A 15,975-nucleotide genomic window follows, 5' to 3' on the forward strand; every position below is an offset into this window, starting at 1 on the left:
AGATGAAATATAAAGAGATCATTGCACAAATGACATTGGAAGAGAAAGCGTCTTTAATGTCGGGGAAAGATTTTTGGCAGACCCAGGACATTAAACGCCTTGGCATTCAAAGTATATTTCTTGCCGATGGACCGCACGGAATCCGGAAACAGGCGGTTGCGGCGGACAAATTGGGCCTAAATGAAGGCGTCCCCGCCACTTGTTATCCCACGGCCGCGACGGTGGCCAACAGTTGGAACGTGGAACTGGGAGAAACCGTAGGAGAGTATCTCGGGGAAGAAGCGATCGCGCAAAAAGTCAGCGTCCTGCTGGGTCCCGGCGTCAACATGAAGCGGAATCCCCTGTGCGGCCGGAATTTCGAATATTTCAGCGAAGATCCTTATCTGGCGGGTAAAATGGCGGCGGCGTACATTCGGGGCATTCAGTCGCAGGGCATTTCCGCTTGCGTTAAGCATTTTGCCGTCAACAATCAGGAGAAGCGGCGGATGTCGATCGATGCGATCGTCGATGAAAGAACGCTGCGGGAAATCTATTTGACCGCTTTTGAAATTGCGGTGAGGGAAGGCAAAACGAAGGCGATCATGTCTTCTTACAATAAATTGAACGGTACCTACACGAACGAAAACTTACATATTATGCAGGATATTTTACGCGGCGAGTGGGAGTACCAAGGGGTTGTGATCACGGATTGGGGCGGAAGCAACGACCGTGTGGCAGGGCTTGTGGCCGGGAATGAGCTGGAGATGCCGACAACCGCGGGCGAGACCGATCAGGAGATTGTCCAGGCCGTTCGCAGCGGAAAGATCCCGGAAGAAGTATTGGACGAAAACGTGGCCCGGCTGCTGGAGCTGGTTTTTACAAGCGAAAAGGCTTTTCAGCAGCCGCATTTGGAGTTTAATGTGGAATATCATCACCGGATGTCCCAGAAGGTGGCGGAAGAGTCGATCGTGCTGCTGAAAAACGAAGGGAATATTCTACCGCTCAAGTTCGGCAAAAAGGTGGCGGTGATCGGCGATTTTGCGGAAAACGCCCGGTTTCAGGGCGCAGGTTCCTCGATCGTCAACCCGACGATTTTGGATCATACCCTTGATTGTTTTGAGCAGTCGGGCATCGTCAGCATCGGTTATGAACCCGGCTTTGAGCGCTACGGCAAGAAGGACCGGAAAAAAATCGACAAAGCCTGCGCCCTTGCGGAGCAAGCGGACGTCGTTCTGTTATATATCGGTCTGGATGAAGTGACGGAAGCGGACGGCCTGGACCGGCAGAGCATGGGGATTCCGGACAATCAGATTGAGCTGCTGGATGCTTTGCACAAAGTGAACCCGAATATCGTGGCGATTCTTTCCTGCGGTTCTGCCGTGGCCATGCCGTGGATCGATAAAGTAAAAGGGCTGCTGCACGGGTATTTGGGCGGACAGGCCGGGGCCAGGGCGATCCTGCGGGTGCTGTCGGGAGACGTCAATCCATCGGGCAAGCTGGCGGAAACGTACCCGCTTCGTTATGAGGACACTCCGTCCTCCCGGTATTTTCCCGGTAATGAAGCCAGCGCGGAGTACAGGGAGGCCGTTTATATCGGTTACCGCTATTACGATACGGCGGACGTTGATGTTCTTTTCCCTTTCGGATACGGGCTGAGTTATACCACGTTCGAGTACTCCGGCCTGCAAATCGATAAGGCGGGGGTGACGTTCAAGCTGACCAATACCGGCGGGGTTGCCGGGATGGAAGTCGCCCAGCTTTACGTCGGCTGCAGCACCGGGGAAATATTCAGACCCCGCAAGGAATTAAAGGGATTTGTCAAAGTATTTATCAATGCCGGCGAGTCCAAGACGGTGTATATTCCGTTTGACGACAAGACGTTCCGCTATTTTAACGTAAAAACAAACGGGTGGGAAATCGAAGAAGCGGACTACACCATCATGGTTGGCGCATCGAGCGCAGACATCCGGTTGACCGATACCTTGTTTGTGGCAGGCACGGGTGCGCCTACGCCTTATGACAAGGCGAAGCTTCCGTCCTACTATTCGAGCCAAATCACCGATGTTGGCACTGCGGAATTCGAAAACCTGATTGGACGCAAGGTGCCGGTTCCCACCTGGGACCGCGCCCAACCGCTCGGGTATAACGATACGATCGAGCAATGCCAGTATGCCAAGGGCGCATTTGCCCGGTTGGCCTATCATACCATCGTGTTTGCTTATTGGTTTCTTAGAAAAATAGGGAAACGCAGTACGGCGAATCTGATCATGATGTCGGTCTATCATATGCCGTTCAGAGGAATTGCCAGAATGACCGGCGGCGTTGTCAACATGCCGATGCTGGACGGGATTTTGCTGATCGTAAACGGGCATTTCTTTAAAGGGCTGGCTCATTATTTAAGGGAAAGAAAAAGAAAGCTGAAGCGTGCAAAAGCGAAGTAACGATAGTCAGCGGAAGGAGCGAAGGTTTGGGATGTCTAAGCCTGTAATGAACATTGCATTGGTGTGCGGGCCGGATTGCGATATGGAAACGCAGGCGGTGCGTGCCGCTTTGGAGCTTTTTGGCGCGCGGGTGTTTACGTATTGGATCGGCCGGCCAAACGATTTGATTTCCGTTCTGTCGGGGGAAGATCTGTACGCCGGGACGGATATGATCGTTCTCTGTTTTCATGGCGATGAAGGGAAATTTATCATGCCGGAATTGGGTGAGGACGTTTACGAGGAAGGGGAGCCCCAGGGAGACTTCGGGCCGGCCGAGATTTTACGCTATGCCAAGCTGGACGGAAAAATCGTCATCGGCAACGGGTGTACGCTCGGCGATCCAGAGTTGGCCCGGGCGTTTCTCGAGCGCGGCTGCCGCATCTATATCGGCCCGGACGATTATCCGGACGGGAATGACGCGCTCATGTACCTGCTGCGGTTCTTCTATGAAATGATCCAGCACGGAAAAAGCGCGGAAGAAGCTTACGCTCTGGCCGTAACGATGAGCAAGGAGCTGCCGATGTACCGACTGTACAAAAGTTCCACGTTGATTTAATGATAAAATGTTGTCAAAATTAGTATGTGTTCGGAAAATGCGACTACAATCGAATAGTGAGTTTCTAGGAGTGGTGTTATGTCTGTTACGATTCAAGATATTGCCAAAGAGGCGCAAGTTTCGGTAGCAACCGTTTCCAGGGTCATCAATAATTCCAAAGCGGTCAGTCCGGAGCTGAAAAAAAGAGTAAATGATGTGATTCAAAAAAGGAACTTCAAGCCGAATTCTTTGGCAAGAGGGTTAATCATGAATCAAACCAACATCATCGGAATCATCGTTCCGGACATTTCAAATCCCGTATTCGGAGCATTGACCAGGGGGATCAACAGCTTTTGCCAACAGAAAGGTTATACTTTAATGGTTTGTGAATCGGGGGGACAACAGGAAAAGGAAATTGAATTGCTGGGGGTATTGGCCAATAAAAAGGTTGATGGAGTTTTGTTTGCGGGGGTCGACGTTAATTCTACCCTGGTGGAAGAAATGAAAAGGAGAGATTACCCCATCGTACTGGTGACCCAAGAAGCTTCGGAAGGAGAAGAGGTTATTCATACGGTCATTCATGACAATGTGAAGGCTACGTATGATGCGGTTTCTTTTTTAATTGAAAACGGGCATGAAAAAATAGCTTTTATAGGCGGACCGGAAAACGACTATTCATCCGGACAAAAACGTTTAAGGGGATTCGAGCTGGCCCTGAAAGAACACAATATTGAAGTTCCGGATTCTTATATCGAGCATGGGAACTTTTCCTTCGAATCCGGGTATGAGTGCATGAGAAAAATATATGAAGAAAATGGTGTCTTGCCAACCGCCGTCATGGTGTGTAACGATGTCATGGCGATTGGGGCCATACGTTTTTTGAAAAATACGAAGGTTTCGGTGCCTGCGGATATTTCCATTATGGGTTTTGACGACTTGGAGTTCGGCAAGTATTTCAGTCCCGAATTGACAACGGTTCGAATCTCATATTTTGATGAGGGGCTGAAAGCCGTGAAGACTCTGTTCAAGCTGATTCATCATAAGCAGCAGGCCATACCGAAGACCCAATTTATTCCGCACAAAATCATAAGAAGAATTAGTGTGCGCAAAATATCTTTTTGAGAAGGCGCAAAATTTCTATTGATTTTTATCGAAAATCAGAGGTATAATATATCCACATCAGGAAAAGGTTTTCCTGAAATTGATTCGGAAAACCTTATTTCTGGGTAAACAAGGGGGGATTGAAGGTAAAAATGAGTGCCATTTTTTTAAGTAACAGGAAAAGGTTTTCCTAAAGGCGATTTTAAAGGGGGAATATTTTTTTTAGCCATTCAAGAAAGCGTTTCCTATTTGTTTTTGTATTAGAAGGTTAGCAATTTATACTTAGATGGGGGTACTTTCATGAAACTGTTAAAAGGGAAAAAATTTTGGTTGCCTTTAATTGCGGGTTCTCTTGTTTTTTCGTTGGCAGGATGCGGCGGGAATTCGGCCAAACCGGAGCCGGCATCAAACGGCACAAAAGACCCGGTGACCATCACCTTTTCGTTTGACCAAGGAATCGGGCAGCCGGCGCAAACGCTTGTTGATGAATACAACGCAAGCCAGGATCAGTACGTTGTTAAAACGAAAATCCTGCCGCAGGACGCCAATGTGGTTCACGATGATTTTGTGAATAAGCTGGCCTCCGGCGATAAAAGTGTGGACGTTATGGCTTTGGACGTCGTCTATGTGGCAGAGTTCGCGGCTGCCGGGTGGTTAACCGATCTAACTCCGTATTTTGATCAAGCAACGCAGGATAAATATTTGCCGGGTACCATTGAAACGGCAACATACAACGGTCAACTTGTCGCTTTTCCGTGGTTTACAAATGCAAGCGCTCTCTTTTACCGTAAAGACGTCCTTGATCAATTGGGTGTAGAACCTCCTACTACGTATCAAGGTTGGATGGATTTGCAAAGCAAAGTGCAAGGCATGAACGATGTTCAATACACAGGGGTTTTTCAAGCTGCTCTGTCCGAAGCGTTGGTATGCAACTGGGTTGAATATGTAGCCAACAACGGTGGAGAGATCCTGGATGCATCGGGCAAACCGGTTGTCAATTCGGAAAATAATATCGAAGCGACGCAAATCATGCTTGATATGGTCAAAAGCTATGCTCCTCAAGGTGTAACAACTTATACCGAGCCGGAAAGCGAGCAAGTATTCTTGGACGGCAAAGCGCTTTTTATCCGAGATTGGTCCGGATTCTGGAGCCAAGCTAACAAAGAAGGTTCCAAAGTAAAGGATAAAGTGGGCGTTGCCGCTCTGCCGGTTGGCCCTAAAGGAACCGAAGCGCATTCCACTTTAGGCGGTCTGAATTTGGTGATCAATAACTCCGTCGATGACGAGCATAAAGCGGCTGCCGTCGACTTTATCAAATATTTGTCCAGCGAAAGCGTACAGAAGAAAATGAATTTGATCGCCGCCCAACCGCCGGTATTAAAAGAGGTTTATCAAGATCCCGAAGTTTTGAAAGCGAATCCATTCTACGCGGATTTCTATGACATTATTATGAATGGGAAAGCAAGACCGATGTCTCCTCATTATTCTAGAGTTTCCGATTCGATTCAACGTAATATCCATGCGGCGCTGTCGGAACATATCGATATAAAAACGGCTTTGGACACCATCCAAAGTGATCTCGAAGCATTAAGCAAATAAAGAAAATGGACGGTTTGGACTGCAGGCAGGGTTAAAAAGTTGAACTATTGATTGTACGGATCGGGGCAACTTAAATAATACCCGCTTCGCTGCAGTCCATGCCGCCAGAAGGAGTTAATGAGGGAATGAAGAGTTTACAGCAAAGAAAGGAAACCAGAGACGCCTGGCTGATGATGTTCCCTGCGCTAGTTATTTTATTGGTCATTGCGGTTTATCCGATTTTAAGGACATTTTGGTTAAGTCTGCATGAGATGGTGCTTACGGATCCGGGCTCAGGATATCCGTTTGTCGGTTTAAAAAATTATTCCGATATACTTCGGGATGAAAGAGCGGGAGCTTCGATTTTTTTTACATTTAAATTCACGATTGCAACTGTTTTTTTAGAATTAATCGTTGGTTTTGCTGCAGCGATGATTATGAACAAAACGTTTAAAGGCAGAGGATTGGTTAGAGCGGCGATTCTTATTCCATGGGCGATTCCGACTACCGTATCGGCCCTGATGTGGAAATTTATATATAATGACCAGTACGGTTTGTTTAATGATGTGCTGTACAGACTTGGGATGATTGACGGCTATAAAGCCTGGTTAAGCACGGAAAGCGGTACATTCATGGCGCTGGTGATTGCGGATGTTTGGAAGACGGCTCCGTTTATGGCGCTGCTCATCTTGGCGGGGCTGCAAATGATTCCCGGCGATTTGTATGAATCGGCGAAAATCGACGGCGCCAATGCTTTTCAAGCGTTCGTAAAAATTACTTTGCCGATGGTCAAGAGCACCGTGCTCGTCGCTCTTCTTTTCAGAACGATCGACGCGTTCAGGGTATTCGATTTGGTTTCCGTGATGACCGGCGGGGCAAACGGTTCGGAAAGCGTATCTCTATATGCTTACGCCCACCTGATGAAATTTCTGAATTTTGGCTATGGTTCAGCGTTATCGATTCTGATCTTCTTGGTCGTATTTGCCATTAGCTTAATTTATATGAAATTAATCGGCAAAAATCTGGCCTAGTATTTTTCGGAAAGGAGGGAAGTTCCAATGGATTTTAAAATATCGAGGACGTTAAAGTCGAGCTTATTATATGTGTTGGTTTTGTTATTTTTAGCCTTCATATTGCTGCCCTATATCTGGCAATTTTTAACTTCGATTAAACCGCTTGCGGAGATATCGGCCATTCCCGCCAAATGGATACCTGGCAAAATTAACGTTGAATATTATTTTAATGTATTCCAGAAGCATCCGTTTGCCAGATATTTATTCAACAGTGTGATTGTTGCAACGATCACCACCGTTGTAAGTATTCTAATTGGCGCTTCGGCATCCTATGCCTTGGCGAGACTGCGCTTTAAAGGGAAAAAAGTCATCCTGCTGTCCATCCTGACGATTTCCATGTTTCCCACCATTTCCACGGTCAGCCCTTTGTTTTTAATCTTGAAAAAGATGGACTTGTTAAATACGTATGCCGGGCTTGTTATCCCTTATACAACCTTTGCTTTGCCTATGGCGATCTGGTTATTAACGAACTTCTTCAGTCAACTGCCGAAGGGTTTCGAGGAAGCGGCAACCATCGATGGGTGTTCCAGACTGCAAACTTTTTTCAGAATTATGCTGCCGCTCATTAAACCCGCCACCTTTTCGGTAGGCCTATTGGTTTTTATCAATTCCTGGAATGAGTATATTTATAGTTTGACTTTTATGACGGACGACAGCATGAGAACGGTGCCGGTTGGGATCGCGCTGTTTCCCAGCAATTATGAACTGCCGTGGGGCGACATGGCGGCGGCGTCCATCGTTGTAACGGTTCCGCTTATCGTGTTGGTTTTAATCTTCCAGCAGAAAATCATTGCCGGCTTAACCTCCGGGGGGATTAAAGGATAAAAACTTCAAAGGGAGAATGAGGATGAATAAAATAAGATTTGGGCTTATAGGTTCAGGGTGGAGAGCTGAATTTTACATTCGTATTGCAAAGGCCATTCCCGAAAAATTTGAATTGACCGGGGTGGTGATCCGAAACCGGGAAAAAGGAGAGGAGTTCGCCCGGAAATTCGGAGTAAACGTTGTCCATTCGCTGGACGAGCTGCTCGAAAGCCAGCCTGATTATGTGGTGTTATCCGTCAAAAGAGGTTTTGTTACCGATTATTTAATCGATTTATTTAAAAAAGGAATTCCCGTTTTATGCGAGACCCCACCGGGAGAATCGCTAGAAGCATTGGAAGAGCTATGGGAACAGTCCGATAAATACAAAGCCAAGATTCAAATCGCCGAACAATATTTTGTGCAACCGCTGTATGCCGCTTGGTTAAAGGTGATTCAAGACGGTAAACTTGGAGAAGTCAGCAATATTAATCTATCGTCCTTGCATGGGTATCACGGCGTCAGCATCATCAGAAAGTTTTTGAACACGGGCTATGAAAATTGTATCATCTCTGGGAAAAGGTTTTCCTTCAATGTCACGGAAACCTACGGCCGTGAAGGCATGGACTTTGACGGGCAGATTTTTTCCTGTACAAGAGACCGTTTGACTTTGGAATTCGATCATGGGAAAGTCGCGTTTTTTGATTTTTCCGATCCGGCTCAGTACCACTCGTTTATCCGTACCCGCCAACTGACTGTGCAAGGCGTAAGAGGCGAAATCGATGACCTGACCGTGCGATATCTTACGCCTGGCAACGTGCCGGTAACGCAGGAATTAAACCGTATCGACTTAGGCAAATACAACAATCAGGAATGGTCTCATTACGGAATCATGTTGGGTGAAGAATTCGTTTATAGGAATCCGTTTGCGAATGCTCGATTGAACGATGATGAAATCGCCGTGTCCGCTTGCTTGGAACGGATGGGCGAATATTTGGCCGCCGGAACCGAATTTTATTCATTAAAAGAAGCGCTGCAGGATACTTATATTTCTTTGATGATGGACGCGGCGCTTAAAAATCCGCATCAAGAAGTAAGAACTTCAACAAGAATATGGGCTCAGTAAGCGGATTCCGGGGGACTGACATGTATAATTTTGATCATCCAATCGAGCTTCAAAATAATAGTAACGATCTGCTTGTGGCAGGAGAAATTCTGATCGATATGATATCCGCGGACTATAATGATAATTTTACATGCCATACTTACCACAGGTTTTTTGGCGGGTCGCCCTCCAATATCGCGATGAACGCGAAGAAATTAGGGATTCGGCCTGTTGTAGCATCGGCTGTGGGGGAAGACGGATTAGGAGCCTTTTTAATCAATGAATTAAACAACGCCGGTATAAATACGAGTTATGTTCAGAGGGCAGCCGATTATTCCACGAGTATGGTCGTCGTAACAAAAAGTCAATCTACGCCGATCCCTGTTTTTTATCGAGGAGCGGATTATCACCTGTCTTACACCGCGGAGCTTGCAGAGGCTTTGAAAAATTCCAAAGTCGTACATTTCTCTTGTTGGCCCATCTCCAGGAGACCGGCGAGAGACACGATTGAAAAGATCATAGCAGCGGCCAAAATGAATCGATTATTGGTCTGTTTTGATCCAAACTACCATCCGATGTTGTGGGAAGACGGTGAGGATGGCGTCCGGTATGTGAAGTCGCTCATCGGGAAGGTGGATATTGTAAAACCGTCCGAGGACGATGCGGAAAGATTGTTTGGCAAACAAACGCCCGAACGTTATCTGGAAACGTTTCTGAAGCTTGGCGCGAAACTCGTCATCCTGACCTTGGGAAAAGACGGCGCCCTGGTTTCCAACGGTGCGGAAACCGTCCGCTTTAGCACCTTGGCCACCAAGGTGGCGGATACGACGGGCGCGGGAGATGCCTTTTGGTCGGGATTTTACGCGGCGGCGGTAAAAGGGTATACGATCAGACAAGCCTTGACCCTGGGGTTTGCGGTCAGCGCCTATAAGTTGAAATATACCGGCGCCATTGTCGATTTGCCAAGGCTGGAAGTCATAAAAGACATGTATGGATTACGGGAGGAGTAAAAAGTGGCAGTTCATAATCAAGTACAACTGATCACGTATCCGGATTCGTTAGGAGGTGATTTAAAGACGCTCAACCACGTTCTTTCCACGTATTTTTCGGATATTTTTAAAGGCGGGATTCATATCCTTCCGCCGTTCCCTTCTTCGGGAGACCGGGGGTTTGCTCCGCTTACTTATTTGCAAATTGATCCGAAATTCGGTACCTGGGACGATGTGAAAGCGATTGGCGAAAACTTTGACGTATTGGTCGATTTAATGGTGAATCATATTTCGCGGCAGTCGGAATATTTTGGGGATTTTCTCCAAAAAGGCCGCAAATCCGAATATGCTGATTTATTTATCACGCTGGATAAAATTTGGAAAGACGGAGAACCGGTACAAGCGGATATTGAAAAAATGTTTTTGCGCAGACCGCTGCCGTATTCGGCGTTTACCATCGAAGAAACCGGCAAGGAAGAAAAGGTGTGGACGACGTTTGGAAAAACCGATCCTTCCGAACAAATCGATTTGGATATAAACTCGCCGAAGGTTAAGCAGTTGTTTACCGACTTCTTTATGAATTTTAAACAACATCATGTGAAAATTGTGCGTCTCGACGCTGTCGGTTATGTCATTAAAAAATTAGGGACGAGCTGCTTCTTCGTGGAACCGGAAATCTACGAATTTCTTGATTGGATCAAAGGGCTTGCCGATTCCATGGAAATTGAATTGCTTCCCGAAGTGCACGCTCATTACTCCATCCAGTACAAACTAGCGGAACGCGGCTACCTAATCTACGATTTCATTTTGCCTTATCGCATATTGGAGGCGTTAATCAATAAATCCGGCGAATCTCTGAAGCAATACCTGAAGACTCGGCCGCCTAAACAATTTACGATGCTGGACTGCCATGACGGCATTCCGGTCAAGCCGGATTTGGACGATTTGCTGGATACCCAAGAAGCGAGAAAATTAGTCGCTACCTGCCTGGAAAGAGGGGCGAATCTTAGTCTGATTTTATCGGATGAGCATAAAGCCGAGGATGGTTTTGATGTTCATCAAATCAGGTGCTCATACTACTCCGTTCTAAATGGCGATGACGATGCCTATTTGGCTGCCCGGGCGCTGCAGTTCTTTACGCCGGGCGTACCCCAGGTTTATTATGTCGGACTGCTGGCCGGGGAAAACGATCTTGAAAATGTGAAAAAAACCGGGGAAGGGCGGGAAATCAACCGCCACAATTTTACCCTTGGGGAAATCGAACAAGCTTTGGAAAAAGCAGCGGTTCAGAGACTGTTGAAGCTGATCCGGTTTCGCAATGAACATGAGGCGTTTAACGGGGAGTTTCAGGTGCTTAACTCCGCTGCGGATGAAATTCGGCTTTCTTGGCAAAAGGATGAAACGCGGTGCACCTTGTTCGTTAATCTTAAAACGAACAAGTCGATCATCGATTACACGGATGAAAATGGCGCTATGAAACAATATTTTGTATAACAGAGGATGTGCTTGAGATGACAGTATTGCCAATTCATAATCACGGATTGAACGCAAGCCGGCTTATTTTGGGATGCATGGGGTTTGGCGGAGGCTGGAGCCGGGATCCCATTCTAACCGAACATGTAAAGCAGGCGCATGAAGCGGTGGAGACGGCTTTGGCCAGCGGGATCCATATGTTCGATCATGCGGATATTTACGCCTACGGAAAAGCCGAGACCGTCTTTGGCCAGGTGTTGCAGGAAAAACCGGAGTTAAGAGAAAAAATGATCATTCAATCCAAATTAGGGATTCGCTTTCCGGATGAAGCGGGCGGCATTCCGGCGCGTTATGATTTTTCCAAGGCCTATATTTTGGAGAGTGTGGACGGGATTCTTTCCAGACTGGGGATTGATTACTTGGATATTCTGCTCTTGCATCGACCGGACGCGCTCATGGACGCGCGGGAAGTAGGGCAAGCCTTTCATCATTTAAAAGCATCCGGAAAAGTCCGCTATTTTGGCGTTTCCAACATGAGCGCCGGACAAATTCGTTTATTGCAAACCCATTGCAGTGAAAAGCTGGTGGTAAACCAACTGGAACTGAGCTTGCACAAAATCGGCTGGCTTGAAACCGGCATCCATGTGAATCAAGACGCGGCGAAAAACAATATTTTTCCCGAGGGCACGCTCGAATACTGCCAGTTGGAAAACATTCAGCTCCAAGCCTGGGGTTCGCTGGCCAAGGGCTTATTTTCAGGAGCCAGCCTAGAGAATACCAGCGAAAGTGTGAAAAATACGGCTCAACTGGTTAAACGGCTAGCGGAAGAGAAGCAAACATCGCCGGAAGCGATTGTGCTTGCGTGGCTGATGAAACACCCTGCCGCCATCCAACCGGTCATCGGGACAACCGCTCCTTCCCGAATTCGGGCGTGCGCGGAAGCCGAAAACATCGTATTGAGCCGCGATGAATGGTACACCTTATACGTTAGTTCGCGAGGTGTAGGTTTGCCTTGATGGAGATAACAACCCAAAACGACAAACGCTTGGGCCACCCGGCCCAAGCGTTTGTCGTTTTGTTGCATCGTTTGTTCGTAGTTTCTTACTGAGCCTTCACATATTCCGCCGATTTGATCCCGGCTTGGCGTCCGAAAATGATGATTTCCGCCACGGAGTTGCCGCCGATCCGGTTTTGGCCGTGCAGGCCGCCGGTTACTTCGCCGGCTGCAAACAGGCCTGGGATGGCTTGGCCTTCTTTATTCAATACTTCCGTGTTCGTATTGATTTTTACGCCGCCCATCGTGTAGTGGATTCCGGGACCGATTTTGATGGCGAAGTATGGACCCGCGGACAAATCGTTGTCCATCCCGGTTGTTCTGCCGAATTCGGCATCTTTTTTGTTTTTCACCGCGCCGTTCCACGTGTCCAGCGTCGTTTTCAACGCATCCGCCGGCACGCTCATTTGCCCGGCCAACGTCTCGGTGGAATCCGCTTGGAGCACAAAGCCCATTTTTTCGTACTGTTCGATTGCTTTCACGCGCGATTTCACGCCGGAATCAAATACGAGATATGCGGATTTTTCCGGCAGTTTATTAATCGCCGCCGTGACATTATCCCGGGTGTCCATCTCATTGGTGAATCGTTTGCCTTCGCTGGACACGAGGATCGCGCCTTCACCGCGAACGGCTTCCCCGATCAGATACGATTTTTCCTGCTGCACGGTCGGGTGAACCTGGATTTGATCCATATCGACCGTCGTACCGCCGAGTTTTTCAATCATTTGAATGCCGTCGCCGGTGCTGCCGGTCTGATTCGTGGTCACATATCCTTGCAAATCCGGCCGAACTTTAGAGATCATATCCATATTGGCGCCGAAACCGCCGGTCGTCACGACAACGGCACCCGCTTCGATCGTTTTTTCATCCGTTTGGTTGAAAAGCACTTTGACGCCGTTCGCCTTGCCGTCTTTTTCCGTAATTTCCTTGACATCGGCGTTCACGAACAGTGGGATTCCTTGTTCATTGACGTTCTTCAGCAACCCGTTGACAAGGTATTGCCCGACGGCGGAGCCGTCTTCGGGACGGTGGGTGCGTTTTTCGCTCATCCCGCCCGTAATCGTTATATTGTTTAAGCGAATCCCGATGGAATCCAGCCAATCGATCGCCGCTGCGGAATTATCAACGAAGAAGCGGAGCATCTCTTTGTCGTTGGTGTCATGGCCGCCTTTTAAAGTCTCTTCATAAAATAAATCATTGCTGTCTTCAATGCCTTGCTCTTTTTGGAATTTCGTTTCGGAAGCGTTCATCCCCGACGAAGCTTTCGTTGTGTTTCCGCCGGCCACCGGCATTTTTTCGAAAATCACCGGGTTCATCCCGCTGGCTTTCGCTTCAAGTGCGGCCGTCATCCCGGCGCCGCCCGCGCCAACGATGATGATATCGTATTTGTCCTTAAGCTGGTCGATTGGCGTATAGCTCGTTTGGGATGCGCCCGAAACGGCTTCGGCTTCTTTGCCCTTGTCCTTGTTTCCGGCGTTTTGGCTCTGGTTTTGGTCCTGGGTCTGGTTCTTGGCCTGATTTTGGTTCCCGCCGCCGCATCCCGCCAGTACGAGGACGAGCGAGAGAACGAGGATCAGTGCTGTTGTTGTTTTCTTGGTCATGATTACCCCTCCACTTTCTATGCCTGTTGTTCCCGTTTACTATAACATGATTGCTTGTAAAATTTTGTGAACAAATTCACAAACTATGTGAAACAATTCATAGTCCGGAAATAAAACAACGCCGCCAATATTAATCGGCAGCGTTGTTTTCTTATTTTTTCTTGGCAGGCACCCATTTGTGTCCGCAGTTCATACAGCCGTTTACAATCGTGCTTCTTCCGACAAAGCCAACTAATATGCTTACAGGCAATGAAAAGAATATAAAAACTAGCCCGAGGGGTCCCAAAAAGCCAAAAGCCGAAGCCGTATGTATATTGGCGGAAAGGAGCATCACGCCGTTAAGTATAAAGAGGAAAATGCCGAAAAGAATCATAGTGACAAGGCAGGTAAACAGGTAGGCGAAGCTGTAACCCCGCTTGTTGGCAACGATCTGCGGAGATTTACATTTTCGGCATACGACGGTCTTTTGGTTTGCGCTGTTGGCCGGGTATCCCGCACCTGCGGACGTAGCGGCAGACGCGCGGTTTGGCGAATTACCGGCCGCTCTGGCCTGCCCGCTGGCCGTCCGTCCGGCTTGAGGCGCGGATGATCTTTGCGCCGGGCTTGCGGTTGGTTTCGATGTGCGTTGCACTTTCTTAGATTCCCTCCAATTCATAATTCCAGGTCTATAGACCTATTCGACGAATGCTTCCCAAATCCTTCTAAAGGCCGAGTGTAACCTGGTTCCTGCCGTTATTTTTGGACTTATACAAGGCCGTGTCGACGGATTCAATAATTTGCTCTTTGACAATGTCGGATGATTGGGTGGTGACTCCTGCTGAGAAGGTCATCGTAATAGGTTCTCCATGCTCTTCCGGAACCGGAATGGGGGTTTCCCGAACCGCTTTCAGCAACCTTATTCCAATTTTTTCGGCTTCTTCCAGTTCGGTTTCAGGCATCAAAACGGCGAATTCTTCTCCGCCCCAGCGGGCCACAACATCGGTATCCCGCACATGGCTTTCCAGTTGCTTGGCTATCGTTGACAACACAAGATCCCCGATGCGGTGACCGTATGTATCGTTGATGTTTTTAAAATGATCCAGATCGATCAGCAATAACGAAAGCGGGCGGCCATATCGATTGGAGCGAATGATTTCTTCGTCAAGCCGCCGCTCAAAATGCCTCCGGTTCGCAAGTTTGGTCAAATCATCCGTAACCGAGAGCTCGTACAGCTTCTTTTCGGCGGTTTTTCTTTCGGTAATATCATTTAATACGACGATAACGCCGCTCACCAGTCCGTCGTCATTAACGGGATAGGTATCCGCCAAAAACGTGGAAGTCCCCTGGCCGTCCGGAACTTGGAGCTCGAATTGCTCTGTTTTTTTACACTGGGCCAGCAGTTGAAAGATTTGATCCACCGCTTCCCCGGATACTTTGGCACCAACCTCCCAAAAAAAGTGATCCAACACCTCGTCTTGTTTCATTTTCAAAAGCCGGCACATCGCCGGGTTGCACAAGTCGACTTTTCCGGTGCGGTCGATTCCGATCATTAAGGCGCGGGAGTTTTCCACGAAAATATTTTGCTTGTTGATGAGTCTGGATCTTACTTTCAGCGCCCGATTCATGATGAAGATGAGCAGTGTACAGATCCCCACCTCCAGCACAGCCGAAAAAATCGCATCCCCATTGATGCCGCTCAAATGCCAAAGGACGTTGACGACGCTGATCACGACACAGGACAACAGGACGAACACCGATTCTTTCAGAGAGAAAAACAATAACGTCAAAATGATAGGCACGATAAAAATCTCAACGCTGAACATGTGGTTCGAGTGTTGAGTCCTCAGAAAATCCCAAGCGTAGCTTAAAACGATTATAATGCCCAGCATCAGGCGAATCGCGAAATTTCTTTTCCTGGGAAACGATTTCATCCATAGGGGCGAGGCAACGAAATAGGTAAACACGATCAGGAGCGCGATGGCCAGCAATTGGATCGTCAGCGAAATATGCCCGTAAAACCTGAATTCGATGAAAAGAAAACACGTATATAATAGAAGAACTCCGGCGTTCTTCAGAATGTCGACGATGATATTTTTTATTTTCCCCATCTCCTCGAATAATCCATGCTCATGTCGAAAATTGTAGCCTTCTGGAGAGGGGGACGTCAATGAAAATCTTTGATCCGAAGGACAAAGTTTCCAAGCGGGGCATCCGCTCATTTTCTCCC

The 15,975-nt window shown here is 47.8% G+C and carries 13 protein-coding genes; 11 read left to right on the forward strand and 2 right to left on the reverse strand.

Annotation, left to right across the window (positions count from 1 at the left end):
* Positions 1–2: 2 nt before the first annotated feature.
* The 10 genes from EHV15_RS14465 to EHV15_RS14510 all read left to right on the forward strand — a co-directional run bounded on the left by EHV15_RS14465 (position 3) and on the right by EHV15_RS14510 (position 12,130).
* Positions 3–2,420 carry a beta-glucosidase family protein gene (locus EHV15_RS14465; protein WP_128631825.1) on the forward strand — a complete coding sequence of 806 codons (2,418 nt, stop codon included), beginning with the start codon at positions 3–5 and terminating at the stop codon, positions 2,418–2,420.
* A gap of 31 nt (positions 2,421–2,451) precedes the next feature.
* Positions 2,452–3,015: a delta-aminolevulinic acid dehydratase gene (locus tag EHV15_RS14470; RefSeq protein WP_128631826.1), complete on the forward strand. Its 564-nt coding sequence runs from the start codon at positions 2,452–2,454 to the stop codon at positions 3,013–3,015.
* Between the two features lie 78 nt (positions 3,016–3,093).
* Complete coding sequence (locus EHV15_RS14475) at positions 3,094–4,116, forward strand: LacI family DNA-binding transcriptional regulator (RefSeq protein ID WP_128631827.1); 1,023 nt, start codon at positions 3,094–3,096, stop codon at positions 4,114–4,116.
* 279 nt (positions 4,117–4,395) lie between these two features.
* Positions 4,396–5,694, forward strand: coding sequence for an ABC transporter substrate-binding protein (locus EHV15_RS14480; RefSeq protein WP_128631828.1), 1,299 nt, complete (start codon positions 4,396–4,398; stop codon positions 5,692–5,694).
* 125 nt (positions 5,695–5,819) lie between these two features.
* Positions 5,820–6,704, forward strand: coding sequence for a carbohydrate ABC transporter permease (locus EHV15_RS14485; protein WP_128631829.1), 885 nt, complete (start codon positions 5,820–5,822; stop codon positions 6,702–6,704).
* 27 nt (positions 6,705–6,731) lie between these two features.
* Complete coding sequence (locus tag EHV15_RS14490; RefSeq protein WP_128631830.1) at positions 6,732–7,571, forward strand: carbohydrate ABC transporter permease; 840 nt, start codon at positions 6,732–6,734, stop codon at positions 7,569–7,571.
* A gap of 22 nt (positions 7,572–7,593) precedes the next feature.
* The gene (locus EHV15_RS14495) at positions 7,594–8,673 is read left to right on the forward strand and encodes a Gfo/Idh/MocA family protein (RefSeq protein ID WP_218571231.1); all 1,080 of its coding nucleotides are present in this window, start codon (positions 7,594–7,596) and stop codon (positions 8,671–8,673) included.
* Between the two features lie 20 nt (positions 8,674–8,693).
* On the forward strand, positions 8,694–9,662 hold the full coding sequence (locus EHV15_RS14500) for a carbohydrate kinase family protein (protein ID WP_128631832.1): 969 nt from the start codon (positions 8,694–8,696) through the stop codon (positions 9,660–9,662).
* 3 nt (positions 9,663–9,665) lie between these two features.
* Positions 9,666–11,135, forward strand: a complete 1,470-nt coding sequence (gene gtfA / locus EHV15_RS14505; RefSeq protein ID WP_128631833.1) for a sucrose phosphorylase — start codon at positions 9,666–9,668, stop codon at positions 11,133–11,135.
* A 17-nt stretch (positions 11,136–11,152) separates the two neighbouring features.
* Positions 11,153–12,130, forward strand: a complete 978-nt coding sequence (locus tag EHV15_RS14510; RefSeq protein WP_128631834.1) for an aldo/keto reductase — start codon at positions 11,153–11,155, stop codon at positions 12,128–12,130.
* A gap of 85 nt (positions 12,131–12,215) precedes the next feature.
* On the opposite strand, the gene EHV15_RS14515 is transcribed toward EHV15_RS14510, so the two are convergent.
* Positions 12,216–13,769 carry a flavocytochrome c gene (locus EHV15_RS14515; protein WP_128631835.1) on the reverse strand — a complete coding sequence of 518 codons (1,554 nt, stop codon included), beginning with the start codon at positions 13,767–13,769 and terminating at the stop codon, positions 12,216–12,218.
* Positions 13,770–14,185: 416 nt separating this feature from the next.
* On the opposite strand from EHV15_RS14515, the gene EHV15_RS36515 reads away from it, so the two are divergent.
* Positions 14,186–14,347, forward strand: a complete 162-nt coding sequence (locus EHV15_RS36515) for a hypothetical protein (RefSeq protein ID WP_178075854.1) — start codon at positions 14,186–14,188, stop codon at positions 14,345–14,347.
* A gap of 123 nt (positions 14,348–14,470) precedes the next feature.
* On the opposite strand, the gene EHV15_RS14525 is transcribed toward EHV15_RS36515, so the two are convergent.
* Positions 14,471–15,856, reverse strand: a complete 1,386-nt coding sequence (locus tag EHV15_RS14525) for a diguanylate cyclase (RefSeq protein WP_178075855.1) — start codon at positions 15,854–15,856, stop codon at positions 14,471–14,473.
* Between the last annotated feature and the right edge of the window lie 119 nt (positions 15,857–15,975).

The sequence above is a fragment of the Paenibacillus oralis genome (genome assembly GCF_003863965.1).
Taxonomy (GTDB): domain Bacteria; phylum Bacillota; class Bacilli; order Paenibacillales; family Paenibacillaceae; genus Fontibacillus; species Fontibacillus oralis.